Here is a 21,304-nt window from a genome sequence, read left to right on the forward strand (position 1 = left end):
CTTTTTTATATTAGTCTTATTCCGTTCTTGGTTTGGTAGGGTCACAGTTTGGCGGGGTAGTATTCCTTGATTCAGCAAGTTTCATTAAATAATAGCATTCCTCCCGGTACATATGGTCGGCCATTAATGCGGAAAAGGTACTGAGAACCGTGTGGGATAGTTCCATTTCTTCCAATTCATGAAGAAAGGTTTGAAATAATTTAATTTCCACTTCAACATCATTATTGAATTTTTCAAGAGCCGGGAAGGAATGGACATTTGTACGCAAATACCCAGTAAGTTCGGATGCTTTCAAATAAAATTGCTCAAAATGCTTCGTAAACTCATGACTTTTTTCCTTGAGCCGCTTTTCAACTCCATCTAACTCATCATTGATGGTACCTGAATGACCATAAGCATCTGCCAACCAAAGGAGATGGTGGTGCAATTCATGAAAAATCGGCGGGACTCGGCCTTCTTTTAAATAGCTCAATACCCGTTGATATTCTTCCAGTTCATTCACCATATGATTAAGAAAAGTGGGAGTTAAATGAATTCCGGCTTCACCAGTTATGTGTCTCCGAATAATCATCAATTTAAATTCCTTAAAATTATCGACAACCTCTTCTACCTGATTGGTAAAGGAAATCACATTTTGTTCGGTTAATGATTTAGATTGGCTTAACAACTGATCGAAAGTATGAATAAATGCCCTTGCCAGTTCAATATCTTCCTGTTTTGAAGGATAGAGGGAATCATGAATAAATCTCGCGTGATCACCAAAAACTTGCAACCAAAATTGATGTTCAAACGAAGCACTTTTTAAAAATTGAGACAATCTCATCAGCTCCTTATTATCATCTAACTAAATATATTCAAGCATATAGAGAAAAATAAGCGGGAAAATAAGCGGGACAGGTTAATTTGTTAAATGTGTTCACAAATTAAGTCAAGAGTTGCTGAGAATTGGTAATACAAACGATACTTCCGCCTGATTCACTACTGCACAAAAAGGGATCAAAAAATTTTTTATAATAACATGAATTTCCACTGTTTTCATGTTCATTAACTTGTCAAATTTATAGATAAAAAGTATAATAATGGTATGGTCATCAGATGACCTTACTAATTGCATAAGTGATATAAAATGTTAGCGCTTGCTGGTGCTCTTATTTCGTTATTTGAAAAGCCATATAAGAGTGGTATTTTTTGTTTTTAGTGAAAATCAAATGCTGTCAAACAAATGGTTAAGAGACTTGAAGTATTTGAATTTTAACTTATTGTTCCGTACAATAAGTTAAAAACTAAAGGAGACTAGGAAAATTGGAGTACAAGCGGATACAAACGAAGAAAATTTACGAAGAAGTGGCAGACTCGATTATTAACATGATTAAAAATGGGGAACTGAAACCGGGTGAAAAAATCGAATCTGTTGAAAAATTAGCGAAAAATTTCGGGGTAGGTCGTTCTGCTATACGGGAAGCATTAAACGGATTGAGAACAATGGGATTGGTCGAAATGCGTCAGGGGGAAGGGACGTATGTAAAAAAGTTTGACCCATCCAAGTTCACATTGCCGGTCACAACCGCATTTTTGATGAAACAAAATGATGTCAAAGAATTGTATGAAGTCCGGAAAATCCTGGAGGTTGGAACAGCGAGTTTAGCGGCAATGAACTGTAACGAAGAAGATTTATTTCCAATGGAAGAAGCGCTTAACGTCATGGAGAATGCGGGAGGAGATGAAGATCAGGCGCAAAAGGCCGATACGGATTTTCATCTTGCCATAGCAAAGGCAACACATAATCATTTGCTGATCAGTTTAATGGGGAGTATGTCTGAGTTAATTTCCGAAACGATTAGAGAAACGAGGAAAGTAATCCTTTATTCAGAAGATCAAGCAGATCTTCTTTTAGTTGAACATAAACAAATCTTCGAGGCTATTAAGAAAAAAGATTCGGATCTGGCAGGTAAGGTTATGTTCAACCATTTGGAAAATACAAAAAACCGGTTGTTTAAATATATTGAATAGAATTTTCCTCACCATATCGCTAAGTAAATCCGTTAAGAAGGCTTGCCCCTATGCATCTGGTTTGTTCAACTAACCATCATTGGGAAGAAAACCCCGCTGATGGAAGTTTCACTTTATAAATTTATAGATTTGTAGAACGTGAAGGAGTGTTATATTGTGAAAGTTTCATTATTTATCACTTGTATAAGTGATATTATGTTTCCAAATGTCGGGAAAAACACTGTAGAAATTTTAGAACGGCTTGGATGTGAAGTTGACTTTCCAACCTTGCAAACATGTTGTGGACAGCCGGCATACAATAGCGGCTATTTGGAAGAAGCAAAAGGATCGATGAAACAAATGATCCGAGCATTCAAAGACGCCGAATATGTCGTCGGTCCGTCCGGTTCCTGTGTCGGTATGATCCGGGAATATCCGCATGTGTTTAAAGGAGATTCTGAGTGGGAAAAACCCGCCCAAGAACTTGCTGCCAAAACATTTGAATTAACTCAGTTTATTGTCGATGTATTGGGAGTGAAGGATGTTGGGTCAACTTTCAAAGGGAAAGTCACCTATCATCCATCTTGTCACATGACCCGGATTTTAGGAGTGAAAGATGCACCAAAAATTCTTTTGCAAAATGTAAAAGGAATTGAATTTGTAGAATTGCCTTCCGCTGAGGATTGCTGCGGTTTTGGCGGTACATTTTCTGTGAAAAAGCCGGAAATTTCCGCCGAGATGGTGAAGGAAAAGTCGCGCCATGTGACAGAAACCGGTGCTGAATATTTGGTCGGTGGCGATATGGGCTGCCTGATGAATATCGGCGGACGCATGCAAAGAGAGGGCAAAAATGTCAAAGTCATACATATCTCAGAAATTTTAAATACGCATAATTGACAAGAGGTGGAAGAAATGAGTTTAAAATTGGAAGATATTCCTTTTGAAGAAGGGGTACAAAAAGGGATCGAAAATGATTTTATGCGTCAAGCAGTTTCGGGTGCTCAGGGTCGTTTTCGTGCCGGCCGGCTAAAACAGGCGCAAGAATTGGGAAACTGGGAAGACTGGCGAAAACTCGGTGAAGAAATCCGTACCCATACAGTAAATCATATCGACTTTTATTTACATCAATTAAGCGAACAAGTGGAGAAACGCGGCGGCCATGTGTATTTTGCTGAAACTGCAGAAGAAGCAAACAGCTATATTAAGCAGGTGATTCAGACAAAGAACGCCAAAAAAATTGTTAAATCAAAGTCGATGGTGACGGAAGAAATCGGTTTAAATGATGCATTGGCAGAAACCGGTGCTGAGGTTGTTGAATCCGATTTAGGTGAATGGATTTTACAATTGGAAGGGGACCATCCATCCCATATTGTTACACCAGCTCTTCATAAAAATAAAGAACAAATTCGTGAAACCTTTGCCCAAAAACGAGGATATACCGGGTCAAGTGAACCGGAAGAATTGGCAGCTTTTGCCCGCAAACAACTACGAAGTGATTTTTTGCAGGCAGATGTCGGTATTACCGGATGCAATTTTGCCATCGCTGAATCAGGAACAATTACCTTGGTAACCAACGAAGGAAATGCTGATATGGTATGGACCGTTCCTGATACACTAATTACCGTGATGGGGATGGAGCGGATTGTACCTACGTGGGAAGAAATGGAAGTTCTAGTTGGTCTTTTAACACGTTCAGCAGTTGGACAAAAACTTACCAGCTATATCACAGCATATACCGGTTGTCGTGGGGAAGATGAAATCGACGGACCAAACGATTACCATCTCGTTATTGTTGATAATGGCAGGTCGAATGCACTTGGGACGGAATTTCAGGCAGCCTTACATTGTATTCGCTGTGGTTCTTGCATCAATGTTTGTCCGGTTTATCGTCATATCGGCGGCCATGCCTACAATTCGGTTTACCCAGGGCCGATTGGTGCAGTACTGACGCCTGTTTTGGATGGATATGACGATCATAAAGATTTGCCGTATGCATCCTCGTTATGTGGAGCATGTACGGAAGCTTGTCCGGTAAGGATACCTTTGCACGAAATGTTAGTTCTTCATCGGCAAAAGATTGTTGAAAATGGTGACACTCCTTTTGCAGAAAAAATGATGATGAAAGGCGTCGGCATGTGGGGAGGCAGCCCGTTTGTTTATAAAATGAGTACAAAACTTGCCCACTCTGCCTTAAAACCATGGACAAAGGATGAGACAATTGAAAATGGACCCGGACCATTAAAAGCATGGACGGCGGTTCGCAATCTAGCAGCCCCGCCTAAACAATCTTTCCGTTCTTGGTTTGAAAACAGAAAAAAGGACGGTGAAAACTAATGGCGGTTTATAATCGAGATGAATTTTTAAACAAATTGGCAGCGAAACTCGGCCGTCCCCTTCGAACAGAAGGTGTAGTGCGCCCGGTTTGGCGTGTAAATCCGCAATATGAAGTGTTTAAAGGAATGGATCAAGAAGAACTTGTAGACATTTTTGCAAACCAATGTGAAGCCATCCATACAGACTTTGTAAGAACAGACGTTGCTCATTTAAAAAATGTTTTAGTCGATGTCATAAAAAGTTATGGCGGGGAATCAATTATTTTACCAAAAGACCCACGGAATGAAATATATGGCTTGCCAGATTGCTTTAATGAGTTACAACAAGATACAAATATTCATGTTTGGGATTACACAATTGGTAAGGAAAATGAAAAAATTGCTGAGCGAGCTAATATTGGTATTACTTTCAGCGATATAACATTAGCAGAAACAGCGACGGTCACTTTATTCCATAATAAACACCACGGAAGATCAATTAGCTTAATGCCGAAAAATTATATTGCGATCATTCCAAAAAGTACTTTAGTGCCCAGAATGACCCAGGCAGCAGCAATCATTCACGAAAAAATTGAAAAAGGGGAATTGGTTGCTTCTTGTGTCAGTTTTATTTCCGGTCCAAGTAACAGTGCTGATATTGAAATGAATCTGATTGTCGGGGTACATGGCCCAGTTAAAGCAACATATATTCTTGTTGATGAGTAAAATAAAAATTTTTTTATAAGACATTTTATAGAGGTATAAAAAGAAAAATCTCCAGGTATGGAATGAGGGTGAGTAAACCCTCTTCCATAGGTAAATATTTCTATTCCCCAATTAATCACTCACTAGTTATTACCATAAATTTTTTATAAAAAAATTGAAGGATTTTTTGTCTTTTTGTCGAATAAGATAAACATAAAATTCCCCAAAGATTTTCCTTCCTTCATCGTTTTTTACTGTACTAAGCATCCTAATTTTTTCAAAGTAACCGAAAATTCCGTTATATTCATTGAAGCCAAAATTTTGTATAATAAAAATGAAAGGAACGAGTTAAGTTATGTATGGTTTATAAACTTCCGATTTTTTGGCTCAAACCAAAAAATGACTTTGTTTAAGAATTAAGAAAGTATAAAAATAAAAGTAAATAACTTGGGATTAGTTTTATTGTCTAGCTCCGAGCGCCAGCGACTGAGAAACTAGCTCCCCGTGAAAAAGCATTAAAGGACATAAATTCCATTCGTGGGGAAGCAATGAGAGAAGGAAAAGAGGAAGGAAGAAGAGAAGGAAAAGAGGAAGGCAAAGAAGAGGGCATAAAAAAAGGCATAGAAAAAGGAAGAAAAGAAGGCATAAAAGAAGGCAAACGGGAAATTGCAAAAAAGATGTTAATGGAAGGTGCAGATATTAACTTTATCGTTAAGATGACAGAGTTAACGGAATCTGAGGTTTTGGAAATGAAGAGTGAGTTGAATTGATAATAAAAAAGGGAGATCTTGGACGAGTAAGTGGACGGTTTATTTCTATCCGTCTACTCGTCTTTTTTTTATACGCTAATGTATCAATTTCCAGCAAAGGCAATCGTCATATTTTGAAATGAAAAATAAAGATACTCAGATAAAAAACCTTCAACATTGGTGCACGTGAAAAGGGCTCTATTAAGCCCTATGGTTGTTGAACTCATGATTTCGATAACGAAATATTTGAAAGAGAATAAATGCAATGATTGATAAAAGTAAACCGGTAATATAAGGGAGCCCAATACCGATGGCAAATAACATGCCGCCAAGGGGAGGCCCGATAATTCTGCCGAGAGAGTCAAAAGAAGATAGAAGACCGGTTACACTGCCATGACCGACCGTTGATGTCTTTGTTAACAGTGCTGAAACCGTTGGACGAATCACACCATTACCGAGTCCAAAAATGGTTAAGTAAACTGCAGCAGAGGTAAAATTATTGGTTAGTAAAATTAATCCGAATCCGATTGCTGATACCAGCAGTCCTCCTTGAATAATTCTTTCGTCGCCAAATTTTTTGGAGAGCAGACCGATTAAACCACCTTGAACAACAGCACCAGCCAAGCCCATAATCATAAAAATATAACCGATTTCCCTCGTCCCTAGCCCCGCCTTATCAGCGACAAAATAAGCGTATGTCGCTTCCAAACCGGCAAGTGACAAAGAAACGAAAAACTGTAAGATGAACAGTATCGTATTAGCTCCTCGAAATGCAGCCCACCTTGATAGAGCAGGAGTATTTTTTTCAGTATTACGCTCTTCCTTTGGCTTAGATTCTTTCAGGACAATGAGAACAAGCAGGAAGGTAAATATAGAAACGGAACCGGCAATGGTAAACGGCAAATTAAGGCGAATATCGGAAAAAACGCCCCCGATTGCCGGACCAAAGATAAATCCTAAACCAACTGCAGCACCAATCATCCCCATCCCTTTACTCCGGTTTTCAGGGGTGGTTATGTCCGCTGCATAAGCCATTGTTGTCGGCATATTGGCTGCCGATAAAAGACCGCCGATGATTCGGGCAAAAAACAGGATCCATAAGTGATTGGCAATAGCCATTAGAAAAAAAGAGATGCTGAGTCCGGCAATACCAATTAACATGACGGGTTTTCGACCAATTTTATCGGAAATTTTCCCCCAAACAGGAGAAAATAATAACTGCATAAAAGAATAGACGGCCATCAGTAAGCCAAGTTCAGCAGGGCTGGCACCAAGTTCTTCCGCATAAAAAGGCAGAACAGGAATGATAATACCAAAGCCAACCATTACTAAAAACATCACAAGAAAAAGAATAGGTAATGCTCGTTTATTTTCCATTTCCTTCCCCTCTTTACGAATGAATTCAGAACTTCCTCATCTAGCAAAAAAGCAGCGGTGGTCTCAGTTCCCGCTGATTATTTATAAATATTCGGCTTAAAGAATCGGTGAAAGCAGCCTTGATATGGATTCTTTGAAACGAATTTTTAAAGGTCTTCGTAAATATTGATAATAAGTGAGCCTTCTTGACATTTTTATATCTTCATTGAAAACTTCAACTAACTGTTTCGCTGTCGGGACGTGATAGATAAACGCATTCACTTCAAAATTCAACTTGAAGCTGCGAACATCAATGTTGGCAGTTCCAACCGAAACAGTATTTTCATCAACAACCATCATTTTTGCATGAATAAAGCCGTTATCATAAATATAAACTTTTGCACCAATTTTAAGGAGTTCACCAATATAAGACATCGTTGCCCAATATACAAACATATGATCCGGTTTATTAGGTATCATAATTTTCACATCAACTCCGGATAAAATGGCAATCCGCATGGCATCAAGAATGCTCGCATCCGGGATAAAATAAGGTGTTTGAATATAGATAGATTTTTTTGCCGATGCAATCATTTTTATATAGCCATATTTAATTTGTTCCCATTCTGAGTCCGGACCACTTGTTACAATCTGAATCGGAACTTTCCCGTTATGGTTGATGTCGGGAAAATATTTCTTATCATAATAAATATCATTGCGAGAGGAAGCTTGGTTCCAGTCTAAAATAAAACGAATTTGGGTGGCAAAAACGGCATGTCCCTGTAACCGAAGATGCGTATCACGCCAATAACCGAATTTTTTATCAAGACCAAGATACTCATCCCCGACATTGAATCCGCCGAGATAAGCAATTTTCCCATCAATAATAACAAGTTTCCGGTGATTACGGAAGTTCATGCGCAAGTTGACTAACGGAATTTTTGAAGGAAAAAACACTTCTACCTCTCCGCCTGCTTGTTTCAATTTATTAAAGGAACGTTTCTTAATTCGTCGCGACCCCATTTCATCATACAAAACACGAACTTCAACACCTTCTTTTGCTTTCTTTGTTAATAAATCAATTAATTTTTTTCCTAATTCATCGTCACGGAAAATATAATATTGCAGGTGAATATGACTTTTTGCGTTTTCGATATCTTTAAAAAGAGCTTTAAATTTCTCTTTTCCATCAATAAATATGTCCAGCTCATTATCTTGGGTTAAAAGGGCATTATTGTTGGAAAGAAAAAAATAAATCAAGTCTCGATGGTTTTTCATCTCTTCCGTTGCCATCTCATATTTTCCATCCTCAATGTGACGGATTTGATCTTTAATTAAATTATCGAGTCCGATCTTCTTTAAATCTCCCCAAACGAATAATTTTTTTCCTTTTAAATTTTGTCCGAAAATTAAATAAAGAATAAATCCAAGGAGTGGAATGAAGAACAAAACTAATAGCCATGCCCAAGTGGAACTCGGATCACGTCGCTCCAAAAAAACAACGGCTACAGCCAAAATAATATTTAAAATAAAAATGGCACTGATAAAAATAGATAAAAGGCTCATAAAAATACTCCTGTTACTTTAGTATGATTTTCAAAAATAATAGCATGTTTTAGGATTGGTAATCTATATTATAATAACTCGATTTATGAAAAATGAGAAATAATATTATCTATATCAAAAACCGTGACTAAGGTCGACTATTCGAAATATAGAAAAATTTATGTTCATTTACTCGTTCGTTTTTGTTATAATAAATGTAATCCTCACGAAAATTCAACATGGGAAAAGAATCGGGACATATAAATAAATTGGACTCCTAAACCGGTTTATTGTAACCCAAAAACGAATGAATATTAATTCTAATAGTAAGTGGGGTTGGAATAACGTGGATGCTATTTATAAAAAACAACTTGATTTAGAGTACAGCTATAATTTTCACATGTTTAATTCTATACTACATATATTATCGGAAACTTTTAACAGCTTAATTATTCGGAGTTCCATGCAGGGTGTTTTTAACTATGTATCGCCAAATTCTTTTTACATTCTTGGATATGAGTGGGAGGAAATGATAGGGAAAAAAATTACATACTTTTTACATGAAAAGGATAAACAAAGAGTACTTGAGATGTTTAATCGAGACAGTCATTTTTTGGAAAAAGAAAAATCCCTCACGATGCGATTAAAGAAGAGGGATGGGCTCTTTGTCTGGAGTGAATTAGATATTCATATTTTAAGGGATGTCAGACAAAATCCTAAGGAAATCCTGTTTTTAATTAAAGAAAAACCAATTGGCGACGAGGATAATCTTTTAGAAAATGATAAAATGGCACTTATTGGTCAACTTGCTGCCGGAATTGCCCATGAAATACGCAACCCACTTACATCTATTAAAGGCTTTATTCAATTGATGAAATCGGAGCCAACAAAGAATGACCAATATTTGGAAATTATTGATCAGGAAATCGACAGGATCAGTAGTATTACAAATGAATTGATGATTTTTGCCAAGCCGAATCATTTGAAATTTGAGCTTCATGATTTAAAAGTGATTTTAAGATCATGTATCACGTTGCTTGAAGGAGTTGCGTATCAAAAACAAATCCGTATCACACTTGATAGTTGTGAGGAACCTGTTTGGGTTTTTTGTGATAAACAAAAAATAAAACAAGTCATCATCAATTTGATAAAAAACGCATTAGAATCAATGGAAGATCCCGGAATTATTACGATAACCATTCGTAAATGTGAAGGTCAAAGTGTTCTTAGTATAACTGATGAAGGTTGCGGTATACCAAATGAACTTGTTGAAAAGTTAGGACAACCATTTTTTACAACAAAAAGTAATGGGAATGGACTTGGACTTATGATGTGTTATAAAATTATGGAAGAACATGAAGGGAGAATAGAAGTCCAGAGTGAATTAGGGGTCGGAACAACTTTCTATGTGTTTTTACCTTTAGAAGATTAAAATGAAGATTCACGACAGAAGACGAAACAATTGTTTGGAAAAATATGTGAATAAAGGGGATGCTGACTATGAATCTTGGCTTTGGTGAAATCGCGATCATATTAATTGTTGCATTACTTATTTTTGGTCCATCCAAACTGCCAAAGTTAGGAAGGGCTGCCGGGGAAACACTTCAGGAATTTAAGAAGGGGATGAGGCAAGTAATGGATGATGATGATAAAAACGGTAAAAAACAAGTGATGGATGATGAAAAAAGCAATGAAAAAATAGAAGGATAAAGGAATAATTTTAAATAAACGAATACGTTCATCTATTAATTAAGAAGGTTCCGCCTTTTCATTCGTTTTAAAATATGTATAAAGACCCCCGCATATTTGCGGAGGTCTAATCCATAATTATTTAGTTTTGCTTAGAAGTTTTGACCAGAAAGTTGTTGTTGAGCCATAGAAACTAAACGTTTTGTAATTTCTCCACCGACCGAACCGTTAGCACGGGAAGTCGTTTCTGCACCAAGATTCACTCCGAATTCTTGAGCAATTTCGTATTTCATTTGATCTAGAGCCTCTTGTGCTCCTGCCACTAAAAGTTGGTTTGAGGAATTGCTTCTGTTTGATGCCATTGTTGTCTCCTCCTTTTTTATGGTCGGCATTTTCTATCAAAGAAATCCTACCTTCTTTTGTAATCAACATCTAAACCGTATTTTGGTGGTTGGTAACGTTGATTACATGTTTTATTGTGTGTGAAACAGCAAAATATATTCGGAAAATTAAAGGTAATTGCTACCAATTTAATTCTTTTTTTAATAACATATTTAAAGAAATCCCGTGGCAAAATACGATTAACATTAATTTCAGGAAGGAATGTTTTAATTGTCAATTTGCCCGGTATGCAACGGCTTTGATTCATTTATTGTTCCGTGTCGGAATTGCAATATCAACATGATTGATGAGGGGAAACTTAGTGACTTTTTTGATGACTACAGCCCATATATGGAAATTGATTTATTGCGGTTGGAAGACGGCTATCCGCAAAATTTTCATCAGAGTCAATGTGTTCACCTTTTACAGTGTCCCGCTTGTGGTCGGCAAGAGACATATTTTATCCGGGAATAAAACTGTTTCGTATGTACCTGATTGGTTCAACTAACCATCCGTGGAAGAAGGCCCCACGGATGGAAGTTTCACTTTATCCCGCACAAACGGGCTGTAAACTTACATTAAAGTTTAGAAATCAAGAGAGTTTAGGTAGAAGTAACAGCCCGTAAGTGCCCGATTGGTTCAACTAACCATCCGTGAGTGACCTCACGGATGGAAGTTTCACTTTATTGTAAAATAAATTCATGAAAAATTTTTTCGGGATTGGTAATGACTTGTTCCATTAATTTTACGGCGTGAAGGAGGAGATACTTATTTGATAACCGTTCATATTTGGATAATTGTGGATGGTTAAAAATGGAACGTCCGGGCTTGGCATTGGCCTCGAACATCCAAACCTGCCCACTCTTGTCGACTCCAAAATCAAATCCAATTTCTGCAACGATTCCATTTATGTTTTTCTCGATATATTTACTAAGAGTAAGAGCTGCTTCAACTAATTTTTTTGTTTTTGTCTTTCGTTCCTCATGATCGGGAAAAATCTCTTCTAATGTTTTTATTTGGCCCCCCGCTAACAGATGGGTTGTCGGGCTACCGCTGCCGGCCACTTTACAGCCAATTGTAGTCACAACCCATTTTCCGTTCGGCAATTTATTTGTATGGATGCGAAAATCGGCGATGTGTTGGTCAACACGGAAGAGCTTGATTCCTTGTTGAATAATATATGGACCGGTCAGATGTTCTTGCAAAAAATTACATAATTTTGTGATGTTGGCACATTTGATTAATCGATTGTTACCCGCATTATCCCGGAATCGGACAAAAATCTCATCATCTACGGTCTGGATTTGATATATACCTTTGCCGGAGCTGCCGCGATCCGGTTTTACATATAGAAAACCAAATTCGAAGAGCATATCCTTTAATGATTTTTCTTCAAAGGGAACTGTTTTTGGCAAATATTTGTTTACAGCTGATTCATTTACCAAACGGTTATAGATATCCAGTTTATTAAAAAATCCGGGATTAAACCAAGGAATGGCATATTCTTCTTGCAATCTTGTTTTTAAGGACTGAATATTTTGCAGGTTTTCAACAGCACGGTTTGGCAGTCGGTCATAAATAACGTTCGGTAAAGGAACTTCAATTTGTTTCCATTTGTTTTTATGGTAAACATAACCGGTAACGAAACCTTGCTCCCAATCAATATGCTGGATGCCGAACACGACAGGTAAAACCCCGACTTGCTCAAAGGTTAAGAAAAATTTAGACAAGGAATAAGAGCGTGAGCCCATTGGATTACCAGGAAATCCGGTGAAGCCGGCGGTAAATATTCCGACAATCGGGCCGATAAAAAGACTCCCCTCCTTTTCAAATAGATGAAGTCGTAAAGGTAGATCAGGAATATGCAGGTGATTTGCAAGGCTTTTTGTCATCGTAATGGTCTTTGTGTGCTCTTTTTGTGGAACCGCCTTGCAAGAAACAGTTAATGAACCGAAAGTAATTGTTTGGATGTCTGAAAATTTTAGCTCACTAGGGTAATAAAGGATTAACTCATTGCTATTCATGATTTCAATCGGATAAGATTTGAACATGTTTTGCTCACCTTTCTCAATTGGTGTTAGAATCAATCGGTGCTAATAATGAAGGATAATGTCCGGTTAACAAAAGATAAATCCTGTTTGAAATGAAGGGAATCAATAATCATGATTATTTCTCCAGCGGTCAAATTTGCCCAATACCCGAACAGCCGTTATAATTTAAGGATGGAAGTAAATGGGTAATCTTAGGAGAAATCGGTATCCTTTTTCATATTAAACAGCATATGTACATTCGCCCATTTAGGTGCATCATTTATGTTACAATGTAATAATTATCTTCAAACTCCACTTGTAGAAGTAAGAAAGGTCGATCCACATGCAGACATTAATCACGATCCTTTTCATGGGTATTGTTGGTGCAATTATTGGAGGCATAACAAACTCTATCGCCATTAAAATGCTATTCAGGCCTTATGAGGCAAAATATATCGGCAATTGGCGCCTTCCGTTTACGCCGGGGTTAATTCCGAAAAGACGTGACGAACTGGCTAAACAAATGGGCCAACTTGTCATTAATCACTTATTAACACCTGAAGTTATTCAACAAAAATTGACTGATCCTAAAATATATGACTCTTTACATCAAATTTTAGTAAAGAAAGTAGTGGAATTTTTTCAGTCGGAAAAAACATTAAATGAATGGCTTGAACATATTGGAATGATGAATCATGACGGAAAAATGGAAGATAAATTATACATATTACTAAATAAACAAATGACCCATTGGATAAATGAACATAATGATCAATTACTTCAAGAACTTATTCCGGAAACAATTTGGGAAAAGTTGGATAAAAATGTCAACAAGATATCAAAGTATTTGTTAATTAACGTAAAACAGTTTCTTGTTAGTCCAAGCGGGTATCACTTGATTAAACATCATTTTGATCAGTTTTTTGAAGGCCGGGGTAGATTATTAAACATGTTGCACCCATTTTTAGACAACCGCAATATGATCGAACGATTGCAGCAAGAACTTGTAAAAATAATTGAAAACGATCAAACGGAAAAAGCTGTTACTCAGGTTTTACAAAGTGAACTAGACAGAGTAAAGTCTTGGACGGTTGAGGAAGGTGTGCAAAAATTGTTGGGAAAAGAAGGAAAAGACTTGATTTGGGAAGAGTTGAAAAAATTTTTCTTCCACAAACCGCTTAAATCTTTCCCCTTGACCGATCTCAAAAATACAATTATAAACCAAATGATTCCAACTGTTGTTCAAAAGGGAATGGAGAAGCTTGGGAGTACGTATATAGAAAAATGGATGAAAAAATTAGAAATTCCTGAATTGGTAAAAAACCAAGTTGACTCCTTTTCGACGGAACAATTGGAAGAAATCGTTGTTGGCATCAGTCGGCGAGAATTGAAAATGATTACCTATCTTGGAGCTTATTTAGGAGGACTAATCGGAATTTTGCAAGGTTTTATCGTCATCTTAATGGGTTAACCCGTCCGAAAAAAGATTTGAGGGCGGGTAAAAAAATTGAGCACGCTCTCGCTTTTTTGAACATAGTTTGTTATAGTTAGAGAACATAGTTAAAAGAAGGCCTTTTCCTGTTTGGATATGGAGCCTTTTTAATAAAGATAATGGAGGTCCGAAATGGCTGCAAATATTTTTGATACCGCTTATACTTTGGAGAAAAACATTCGTGAAAGTGCTGAATTTGTCGATTTGAAAATTCAATATGCAAGTTTATATGCCGATGAAGCCGCAAGAAAACTTTTTGATGATTTTCGTACAGTTCAGATGAATTTACAAGAAAAACAAATGACCGGGCAACCGATTAGCCAAGAAGAAGTTGTTCAAGCACAACAAATGGTTTCGGTGATCCAGCAAAATAATAAAATCACTCGTTTAATCGAAGCCGAGCAAAAGATGAGCTCGGTAATTGCAGAGATAAATAAAATTGTTATGAAGCCGTTGGAAGAATTATACAGTCAGCAACAAGACCAATAACGATAAAGAACCCTGCCGTCGACGATTACTTGTCACGGCAGTTTTTTTCTATAAAAGGGTTCATTCCTCTGTTCTATACATTCACTTTTTTACATAGGTATAAATAAAAGCATTTTTGTCAGTTCATCGATACATCATGATTTGGCATAAGGGGGCATGGATGATGATTTATCGGCTACTTGCCATGAATATTGACGGAACCATTTTGCAATCGAACGGCAAATTACATAAATCGGTGAAGGAAGCTGTTGAATATGTTCAATCAAAAGGTGTGATGGTTACCCTTGTTACATCTCGAAATTTTGCCTTTGCAAAACGTATGGCAAAAGCACTGAAATTACAAACGATGGTTATTGCTCACCACGGTGCATTTATTGCTTCATCATCCGATCAAGCAATATTTGTCAAAAGAATTGATGAGCAAATTGTTCAAGATATTATCCGATTCTTGGAAACTTTTTCATGTCATATTCGAATCGTGCATGAAAAATATTCGGTCAGCAATGTCCCATTAAAGAATTCTATTGTAACGAGGGCGGTTATTGATACGAACAGTTTTTCCACCTATCACCATCAATTTGTAAAAAATCTTGGAGAATATGTTGAAGAAGAACAAATCCATCCCACACATATTGAAATAGACTTTCCGGATCAAAAAGTAGCCAAGGAAGTGAAAATCGCCCTGCAAAATATGTTCTACGAAATTGATCTTTATCTGTACGATAACCAATTAATTATTTTGCCAAATGGGGTGTCTAAATTAACCGGATTACTTTATTTTTGTGAAAAACAAAAAATTTCTCTTAATGAAACGGTTGCCATCGGAAGTGATATAGATGATTTGGATTTCATTGAAGCAGCAGGTTTAGGTGTTGCAATGGGAAATGCCCCGATTGCTGTGCGGAAGGCGGCTGATTGGGTAACACGGTCGAATAATGAGCACGGTGTATCCTATATGGTAAGAGAACATTTTCGAAAACAACAGCCCATCTCCTTTTTAGAAAAAATAAACAGTATAAAAAAATCATCCATCTAAAAGGGTCCCGCTCAATCGGAGACCCGTTTTTTTATAGGTTAAGAGTGTGTACTTATAAATTGGTCTTTAGCGAAAAATAGTTATAAAAATTATCAATTTAAAGAAGGATTTTTCTTCGGAATAGCGAATATGTATTATTAGCAGTTTTTAAGTTTAATAAGTTGAAAACGTTTACAAAAGGAGATGAGGTAAAATGATGAACACCCCGCTAATTTTAACACAAATGATTGAAAGGGCAGAAAAATTTTTCCCTAACAAGCAGGTAATTTCACGGACTTCAACAGGTGTGCAAAGATTCACGTATAAGGAATTTGGTGAACGGACAAGGAGATTAGCAAGTGTACTGACTAAGTTTGGCATTACGAGAGGAGATAAGGTAGGAACCATTGCTTGGAACCATCACCGCCACCTGGAAGCATATTTTGCCATACCATGTATTGGAGCTGTTTTACATACGATCAACATACGCTTGTCCCCTCAACAAATTGCTTATATTATCAACCATGCCGGGGACAAAATTTTACTCATTGATGAAGACCTTTTGCCGATCGTAGAAAATTGTAAAGATGAACTGAAAAATGTTGAGGCGTTTATTATTATGACCGATCGGCCGGAATTACCGGAAACAAGTTTAAGTCCTGTGTATCACTATGAAGATTTACTGAGTGAAGGAGATGCATTATTTACTTTTGTAAAAGATATTGATGAAAATGACCCTGCCGGAATGTGCTATACTTCTGCCACAACCGGTTTACCAAAAGGTGTGCTTTATTCACATCGTGGAATCGTGTTGCATAGTTTTGCTCTTGGTCTGGCAGACGGGGGATCAGTGAGTGAAAAGGATACGGCCATGCCAATTGTTCCAATGTTTCATGTAAATGCATGGGGTCTTCCTTTTGCGTGTGTGTGGTTTGGCTCAAATCTTGTTTTACCGGGTCCAAATTTTACACCGAAAATTTTATTAGAATTAATGGTATCAGAGAAAGTAACCATTTCTGCCGGAGTTCCGACCATTTGGATCGGTGTTTTAAAAGAATTAGAAAACGAAAACTATGATTTGTCACATATCCGTTATCTTTTATGCGGAGGTTCAGCGGCACCAAAAGGAATTATTAAAATGTTTGAAAAGAAATATAATATTCCATTTATGCATGCCTATGGAATGACCGAAACAACTCCGCTTGCCTTAATTTCCAGATTAAAGAGCGAACATGACGAGTTACCGGAAGAAGATATTTATGAATTAAAGGCGAAGCAAGGGATTTTAGTACCCGGCCTGGAAATGAAAGTAATTGGTCAAAACGGAGAAGTGCAATGGGACGGTATCGAAATGGGGGAACTATGTCTTCGTGGTCCGTGGATTGCTTCCAGTTACTATAATGATGATCGTTCAAAAGAGACTTTTAAAGACGGCTGGCTCCATACGGGAGATGTAGTTACCGTTGATAAAGGCGGGTTTGTTAAAATTGTTGACCGAACGAAGGATTTAATAAAAAGTGGCGGGGAATGGATTTCATCTGTTGACATTGAAAACGCACTAATGGCCCATGAGGCTGTTTTTGAAGCTGCTGTCGTCGCCATACCGCATGAAAAGTGGCAAGAAAGACCCGTTGCCTGCGTTGTGTTGAAAGACCAATATAAGGATAAAATAACTGAGGATGAATTATATGAATTTTTGAAACCCCAATTTGCTAAATGGTGGTTACCGGATAAAATTCTTTTCATGAATGAAATCCCGAAAACATCAGTTGGTAAATTTTTAAAACGTGCGTTAAGAGATCAAGTAAAAGAATTATTGAATGTTTAAGGAAAATTATATTGCAATAAAAAAAGAGGGACGGCTATGTTCCTCTATCTATCGGAATATCACTGTTCTTTTAACTGATTTCTTCATATTTTAATTAAATAGAATGAGATTCATTCCCGATTTCGAAATAATTTTTGATTTTTAGTGACAAATTGTTTACAATAGTTATTGGGAAACAGTAAATCTCATATAAGTTTAAATCAATTTTTCTTGTTTTCTTATCAGGGTCCAAAATGGAGTAGGGGATAATTTGTGACTTTTAGAACATTCTGTGAAAGCATATTAGGAAGAGTTACAAATTAATAACATTCCATAATGGATTTTCAAATAACCCAATTTTTTATTAATAGGACGTGGAGGGGAATAGCATGTCAAATGTAATGGAAGATGGAAACATGGAAAAAACTTTACCTCAAGGTGAGCGCGATCTTTTGGATCAGTTGCTTAAGCCGGAAGTACAACAATCATTAACGGTGTTAGTGGAACAGCTTCCAAAGTTAACGGAATTAATAACGGTCCTGACAAAAAATTTAGAAGTCGTAAAATCCCTGGTTACCGATGAAGTCTTGAAGGAGGATACGGTGGGGGCGATTAAAGAAGTAGCAGAACCGGTGATTCATTCAGCGAAACATTTAGCAGCTAATGTAATTGAAGCAAAAGACCGTGCCGAAGAAAGTCAAGAAGTCATCGGTATTTTTGGTTTGTTGAAATTGTTAAAAGATCCACAAGCTCAAAAAATGTTACGTTTTCTTAATGCTTTCTTAAAAGTTGCGGCAGAAAAAGAACATAAATAATCAGTTCAATTGTGTGTATCTAAGGGAAAAGATTTTTACATATGAACGGAGGAAGAAAAATGTCGAAGGAAATTGTCATTTTAGGTGGGGGCTATGGCGGTGTATTGACCGCTTTGACAGTTCGTAAATATTTAGATGAAACAAAAGCCAAAGTAACAGTTGTGAACAAATATCCGACACATCAAATTATTACAGAATTACACCGACTTGCAGCAGGAAATGTTTCGGAACAACGAGTTGCTTTACCTTTGAAAAAATTGTTTAAAGGAACAGCGATTGATTTCATTGTTGCAGAAGTGGAATCTTTTTCGGTGGACAATAAACAAGTAAAATTATCGAACGGTGACACGTTAAGTTATGACATGCTCGTTGTCGCTTTGGGCAGTGTTACCGGATATTTCGGCATCCCGGGACTCGAAGAAAACAGTATGGTGCTCAAATCTGTGGATGATGCAAAGAAAATTCGTGAACATATTGAAGAGAGAATTCGTCAATATGCGGAAACGAAAAATCCGGAAGATGCGCATATTCTAATTGGTGGCGGCGGTTTAACCGGGGTCGAACTAGTCGGTGAAATTGCTGACTTGCTTCCGGAATTGACGAAAAAATATGGTGTTCCCCGCAGTGAAATAAAATTGCAACTTGTCGAAGCAATGCAGAAAATTTTACCGGTGCTGCCTGATACTTTAATTGAACGGGCTCAAAAAAGTCTGGAAGCACGTGGTGTTGAATTTTTAATTGGTCTTCCGGTAACAAAAGTGGAAGGCAATATCGTTTCATTGAAAGATGGCAGTGAAATCAAAACCAATACTTTTGTTTGGACCGGCGGAGTTCAAGGGAATCCATTAGTAGGCGAGTCCGGATTAGAAGTAAACCGCGGTCGTGCTTCCGTAAACGAATACTTGCAATCAACTTCCCATCAAGACGTGTTTGTTGTGGGTGACAGTGCAGTTGCTTTTGCCCCGGATGGTCGTCCATATGCACCAACAGCACAAAATGCATGGCAAATGGGCGAAACGGTTGGTTATAACTTATTTGCTTATTTGGAAGGAAAATCATTGGAAGTATTCAATCCGGTTAATTCAGGAACATTGGCCAGTCTTGGTCGGAAAGATGCAGTGGCTTCGGTCGGAGCAAATGGGACGGAATTACACGGAATCCCTGCTTCTCTATTAAAAGAAGCAAGTAATTTGCGCTATTTATCTCATATTAAAGGTTTATTTTCATACGCATATTAATGATACAATTGAAGCAAAAGCGCCGGAATTTTGTTATCCGGCGCTTAATCTTTTTTTATACATGAAATAACAGCAGTTTCCCATCCGGTGATACAAGGCGGTGCGTTTTATTCAATAAATCTTTTTCAGTTAACATTGTTTCTGCTAGCTGTTTTGCCTCTTGGTCACTTTTTGCCTCAATGGATTCATCCAATAATTTTTCCCCTGCTTGTTCAAAAGCCGTTAGTTTATAAATTGGCATTAAATTACCCCCATATCTTTTCAATAATAAATTTTTATCCCGCAATACTTAATTGATTCGACAAATTAATGAAAATTCCTGCATTCCGTCGGGAAATGTGTAAAAAATTTGTGTTTCCTTCGTGCATTATATATAAAAATATGGCATAATAAAAGAACATATATTCGTGCGATTAAGGATGGGGAGATTATCGTGAAATCAATCAAATTTATTCATTGTGCGGATTTGCATTTGGATAGTCCATTTGTCGGGCTAAAAAATATACCTGCCGCTATACACGAAAAAACAAAACGCTCAACTTTTGCATCATTTTCAAAAATTGTTGAGGTCGCGATTAAGGAAAGGGTAGATTTCGTGATTATTGCCGGAGACTTATATGATGGGGAAGACCGCAGCATCCGGGCACAATTGTTTTTGCGAAGAGAAATGGAAAGGCTCGAACAGGAAGGGATTGGCGTTTTCCTCGTCCATGGAAACCATGATCATTTATCCGGCAATTGGACAAAACTTGAATGGCCTAAAAATGTTTACCAGTTTCCGGCCACGGTAGAGGTCATTCCATATGAAACGAAAAATAAAACACGCATCCATTTCTACGGCTTCAGTTATCCAAAGAAACATGTCTTTGAACGGATGATTGATCATTACCAAAAAAAAGACGGAGCGGATTATCATATCGGTATTTTGCATGGCCACGATTCAAATAATCTCGCTCATTACAGCTATGCTCCATTTAAAGTGAAGGAGTTAATCGAAAAGGATTTTGATTACTGGGCACTTGGACATATTCATAAATCACAAATTTTACATAAAGAGCCGATGATCGTGTATCCCGGTAATATTCAAGGAAGACATAAAAACGAAACGGGTGCAAAAGGTTGTTACTTAATCGAGATGGATCATTTTGAAACGAGATGGAAATTTATCGAAACAGCTCCGATCCGTTGGGAAACGTGGGAATTAACCGAAAAAGAACCGTTTCGTTGTTTTGATGATTTTTATCAAACCATCATCGGAATAAAGGATTACTGGCGGCAAAAGGGGACCAATGTTTTTTTGCAAATAAATTTTAATGAAAACCAATTTGATGTATTGACAGACCGTATCGATCTTGAAGATATGTTACAACTATTACAAGAAGGTGAAGAACAGCAAGATTGTTTTATTTGGATTTATCAACTCGATATTCAGGAAAATGACACGAACAGGCAAGTTATTTCCGATGATTTTTTTCAAGAATTATCAAAGCAATTTCAACATGTTGATATAAAAGAACCGCTCTCTTTTCTTTTTGATCATCCGAAAGCAAGAAAATATTTAGCCCCTTTAACCGAGGGAGAACAACAACAAATTTTACATGAGGCTGAAAAACTCCTCTTTCGTCTATTAAAAGGGTAAAAAAGCCGGAACTAGGCGTGCTGCCACGGATGAAAAATGTTTTTCGCGAGGGG

20 protein-coding genes are annotated in these 21,304 nt (G+C 37.2%); 14 read left to right on the forward strand and 6 right to left on the reverse strand.

Annotated elements, in window-relative coordinates:
* Positions 1 to 16 precede the first annotated feature (16 nt).
* Positions 17 to 817 carry a DUF2935 domain-containing protein gene (locus tag NSQ14_RS05760; RefSeq protein ID WP_082035212.1) on the reverse strand — a complete coding sequence of 267 codons (801 nt, stop codon included), beginning with the start codon at positions 815 to 817 and terminating at the stop codon, positions 17 to 19.
* Between the two features lie 485 nt (positions 818 to 1,302).
* Between NSQ14_RS05760 and NSQ14_RS05765 the strand changes: the two genes are divergently transcribed.
* The 5 genes from NSQ14_RS05765 to NSQ14_RS05785 all read left to right on the forward strand — a co-directional run bounded on the left by NSQ14_RS05765 (position 1,303) and on the right by NSQ14_RS05785 (position 5,776).
* Positions 1,303 to 2,010 carry a FadR/GntR family transcriptional regulator gene (locus NSQ14_RS05765; protein WP_041845998.1) on the forward strand — a complete coding sequence of 236 codons (708 nt, stop codon included), beginning with the start codon at positions 1,303 to 1,305 and terminating at the stop codon, positions 2,008 to 2,010.
* 156 nt (positions 2,011 to 2,166) lie between these two features.
* A complete protein-coding gene (locus NSQ14_RS05770) occupies positions 2,167 to 2,886 on the forward strand; it encodes a (Fe-S)-binding protein (protein WP_108897768.1) in 720 nt (239 codons plus the stop codon).
* A gap of 15 nt (positions 2,887 to 2,901) precedes the next feature.
* Positions 2,902 to 4,323 (forward strand): LutB/LldF family L-lactate oxidation iron-sulfur protein, encoded by a 1,422-nt coding sequence (locus tag NSQ14_RS05775; RefSeq protein ID WP_227139264.1) that lies wholly within the window; start codon positions 2,902 to 2,904, stop codon positions 4,321 to 4,323.
* Positions 4,323 to 5,027, forward strand: a complete 705-nt coding sequence (locus NSQ14_RS05780) for a LutC/YkgG family protein (protein WP_041846001.1) — start codon at positions 4,323 to 4,325, stop codon at positions 5,025 to 5,027. Before NSQ14_RS05775 ends, NSQ14_RS05780 begins: the two co-directional genes overlap by 1 nt.
* Before the next feature lie 527 nt (positions 5,028 to 5,554).
* On the forward strand, positions 5,555 to 5,776 hold the full coding sequence (locus NSQ14_RS05785; protein ID WP_269919472.1) for a hypothetical protein: 222 nt from the start codon (positions 5,555 to 5,557) through the stop codon (positions 5,774 to 5,776).
* Between the two features lie 180 nt (positions 5,777 to 5,956).
* Here the strand turns inward: NSQ14_RS05785 and NSQ14_RS05790 are convergent, their stop codons facing one another.
* Together NSQ14_RS05790 and cls are read right to left on the reverse strand one after the other, a co-directional pair.
* The gene (locus tag NSQ14_RS05790; protein WP_408917108.1) at positions 5,957 to 7,132 is read right to left on the reverse strand and encodes an MFS transporter; all 1,176 of its coding nucleotides are present in this window, start codon (positions 7,130 to 7,132) and stop codon (positions 5,957 to 5,959) included.
* A gap of 96 nt (positions 7,133 to 7,228) precedes the next feature.
* Positions 7,229 to 8,677, reverse strand: a complete 1,449-nt coding sequence (gene cls, locus NSQ14_RS05795; RefSeq protein WP_034769008.1) for a cardiolipin synthase — start codon at positions 8,675 to 8,677, stop codon at positions 7,229 to 7,231.
* Positions 8,678 to 9,002: 325 nt separating this feature from the next.
* Between cls and NSQ14_RS05800 the strand changes: the two genes are divergently transcribed.
* Entirely contained in the window at positions 9,003 to 10,088 is a 1,086-nt protein-coding gene (locus NSQ14_RS05800; RefSeq protein WP_051989027.1) for an ATP-binding protein, read from the forward strand.
* Positions 10,089 to 10,156: 68 nt separating this feature from the next.
* Positions 10,157 to 10,366: a twin-arginine translocase TatA/TatE family subunit gene (locus NSQ14_RS05805; RefSeq protein WP_034769010.1), complete on the forward strand. Its 210-nt coding sequence runs from the start codon at positions 10,157 to 10,159 to the stop codon at positions 10,364 to 10,366.
* A gap of 131 nt (positions 10,367 to 10,497) precedes the next feature.
* Here the strand turns inward: NSQ14_RS05805 and NSQ14_RS05810 are convergent, their stop codons facing one another.
* On the reverse strand, positions 10,498 to 10,707 hold the full coding sequence (locus NSQ14_RS05810) for an alpha/beta-type small acid-soluble spore protein (protein WP_034769013.1): 210 nt from the start codon (positions 10,705 to 10,707) through the stop codon (positions 10,498 to 10,500).
* A gap of 702 nt (positions 10,708 to 11,409) precedes the next feature.
* Positions 11,410 to 12,777, reverse strand: coding sequence for a YheC/YheD family protein (locus tag NSQ14_RS05815; protein WP_346216974.1), 1,368 nt, complete (start codon positions 12,775 to 12,777; stop codon positions 11,410 to 11,412).
* A gap of 322 nt (positions 12,778 to 13,099) precedes the next feature.
* Here NSQ14_RS05815 and NSQ14_RS05820 point away from each other — a divergent pair, with 322 nt between their 5' ends.
* The 6 genes from NSQ14_RS05820 to NSQ14_RS05845 all read left to right on the forward strand — a co-directional run bounded on the left by NSQ14_RS05820 (position 13,100) and on the right by NSQ14_RS05845 (position 19,612).
* Positions 13,100 to 14,227, forward strand: a complete 1,128-nt coding sequence (locus NSQ14_RS05820) for a DUF445 domain-containing protein (RefSeq protein WP_034769018.1) — start codon at positions 13,100 to 13,102, stop codon at positions 14,225 to 14,227.
* Between the two features lie 153 nt (positions 14,228 to 14,380).
* Positions 14,381 to 14,737 carry a YlbF family regulator gene (locus tag NSQ14_RS05825; RefSeq protein WP_034769020.1) on the forward strand — a complete coding sequence of 119 codons (357 nt, stop codon included), beginning with the start codon at positions 14,381 to 14,383 and terminating at the stop codon, positions 14,735 to 14,737.
* A 163-nt stretch (positions 14,738 to 14,900) separates the two neighbouring features.
* Positions 14,901 to 15,773 carry an HAD-IIB family hydrolase gene (locus NSQ14_RS05830; RefSeq protein WP_034769022.1) on the forward strand — a complete coding sequence of 291 codons (873 nt, stop codon included), beginning with the start codon at positions 14,901 to 14,903 and terminating at the stop codon, positions 15,771 to 15,773.
* A 193-nt stretch (positions 15,774 to 15,966) separates the two neighbouring features.
* Positions 15,967 to 17,580 (forward strand): long-chain fatty acid--CoA ligase, encoded by a 1,614-nt coding sequence (locus tag NSQ14_RS05835; RefSeq protein ID WP_326973800.1) that lies wholly within the window; start codon positions 15,967 to 15,969, stop codon positions 17,578 to 17,580.
* A 368-nt stretch (positions 17,581 to 17,948) separates the two neighbouring features.
* The gene (locus NSQ14_RS05840) at positions 17,949 to 18,374 is read left to right on the forward strand and encodes a DUF1641 domain-containing protein (protein WP_095141664.1); all 426 of its coding nucleotides are present in this window, start codon (positions 17,949 to 17,951) and stop codon (positions 18,372 to 18,374) included.
* A 59-nt stretch (positions 18,375 to 18,433) separates the two neighbouring features.
* Positions 18,434 to 19,612 (forward strand): NAD(P)/FAD-dependent oxidoreductase, encoded by a 1,179-nt coding sequence (locus NSQ14_RS05845; RefSeq protein ID WP_251241149.1) that lies wholly within the window; start codon positions 18,434 to 18,436, stop codon positions 19,610 to 19,612.
* 55 nt (positions 19,613 to 19,667) lie between these two features.
* On the opposite strand, the gene NSQ14_RS05850 is transcribed toward NSQ14_RS05845, so the two are convergent.
* Positions 19,668 to 19,853, reverse strand: a complete 186-nt coding sequence (locus tag NSQ14_RS05850) for a YhzD family protein (RefSeq protein WP_034769031.1) — start codon at positions 19,851 to 19,853, stop codon at positions 19,668 to 19,670.
* Positions 19,854 to 20,045: 192 nt separating this feature from the next.
* Here NSQ14_RS05850 and NSQ14_RS05855 point away from each other — a divergent pair, with 192 nt between their 5' ends.
* Positions 20,046 to 21,251 (forward strand): DNA repair exonuclease, encoded by a 1,206-nt coding sequence (locus tag NSQ14_RS05855; RefSeq protein WP_346216975.1) that lies wholly within the window; start codon positions 20,046 to 20,048, stop codon positions 21,249 to 21,251.
* The last annotated feature ends 53 nt before the right edge of the window (positions 21,252 to 21,304 follow it).

Origin of the sequence: Caldifermentibacillus hisashii (genome assembly GCF_039654145.1) — a bacterium.
Classification (GTDB): domain Bacteria; phylum Bacillota; class Bacilli; order Bacillales; family Caldibacillaceae; genus Caldifermentibacillus; species Caldifermentibacillus hisashii.

What these genes read in the sequence shown, in the direction of transcription:
- NSQ14_RS05850 (WP_034769031.1), bottom strand. Translation starts at nt 19,853, where the DNA reads ATGCCAATTTATAAACTAACGGCTTTTGAACAAGCAGGGGAAAAATTA.
- NSQ14_RS05805 (WP_034769010.1), top strand. Translation starts at nt 10,157, where the DNA reads ATGAATCTTGGCTTTGGTGAAATCGCGATCATATTAATTGTTGCATTA.
- NSQ14_RS05820 (WP_034769018.1), top strand. Translation starts at nt 13,100, where the DNA reads ATGCAGACATTAATCACGATCCTTTTCATGGGTATTGTTGGTGCAATT.
- NSQ14_RS05790 (WP_408917108.1), bottom strand. Translation starts at nt 7,132, where the DNA reads ATGGAAAATAAACGAGCATTACCTATTCTTTTTCTTGTGATGTTTTTA.
- NSQ14_RS05825 (WP_034769020.1), top strand. Translation starts at nt 14,381, where the DNA reads ATGGCTGCAAATATTTTTGATACCGCTTATACTTTGGAGAAAAACATT.
- NSQ14_RS05810 (WP_034769013.1), bottom strand. Translation starts at nt 10,707, where the DNA reads ATGGCATCAAACAGAAGCAATTCCTCAAACCAACTTTTAGTGGCAGGA.
- NSQ14_RS05840 (WP_095141664.1), top strand. Translation starts at nt 17,949, where the DNA reads ATGTCAAATGTAATGGAAGATGGAAACATGGAAAAAACTTTACCTCAA.
- NSQ14_RS05775 (WP_227139264.1), top strand. Translation starts at nt 2,902, where the DNA reads ATGAGTTTAAAATTGGAAGATATTCCTTTTGAAGAAGGGGTACAAAAA.
- NSQ14_RS05830 (WP_034769022.1), top strand. Translation starts at nt 14,901, where the DNA reads ATGATTTATCGGCTACTTGCCATGAATATTGACGGAACCATTTTGCAA.
- cls (WP_034769008.1), bottom strand. Translation starts at nt 8,677, where the DNA reads ATGAGCCTTTTATCTATTTTTATCAGTGCCATTTTTATTTTAAATATT.
- NSQ14_RS05780 (WP_041846001.1), top strand. Translation starts at nt 4,323, where the DNA reads ATGGCGGTTTATAATCGAGATGAATTTTTAAACAAATTGGCAGCGAAA.
- NSQ14_RS05835 (WP_326973800.1), top strand. Translation starts at nt 15,967, where the DNA reads ATGATGAACACCCCGCTAATTTTAACACAAATGATTGAAAGGGCAGAA.
- NSQ14_RS05815 (WP_346216974.1), bottom strand. Translation starts at nt 12,777, where the DNA reads ATGTTCAAATCTTATCCGATTGAAATCATGAATAGCAATGAGTTAATC.
- NSQ14_RS05785 (WP_269919472.1), top strand. Translation starts at nt 5,555, where the DNA reads ATGAGAGAAGGAAAAGAGGAAGGAAGAAGAGAAGGAAAAGAGGAAGGC.
- NSQ14_RS05845 (WP_251241149.1), top strand. Translation starts at nt 18,434, where the DNA reads ATGTCGAAGGAAATTGTCATTTTAGGTGGGGGCTATGGCGGTGTATTG.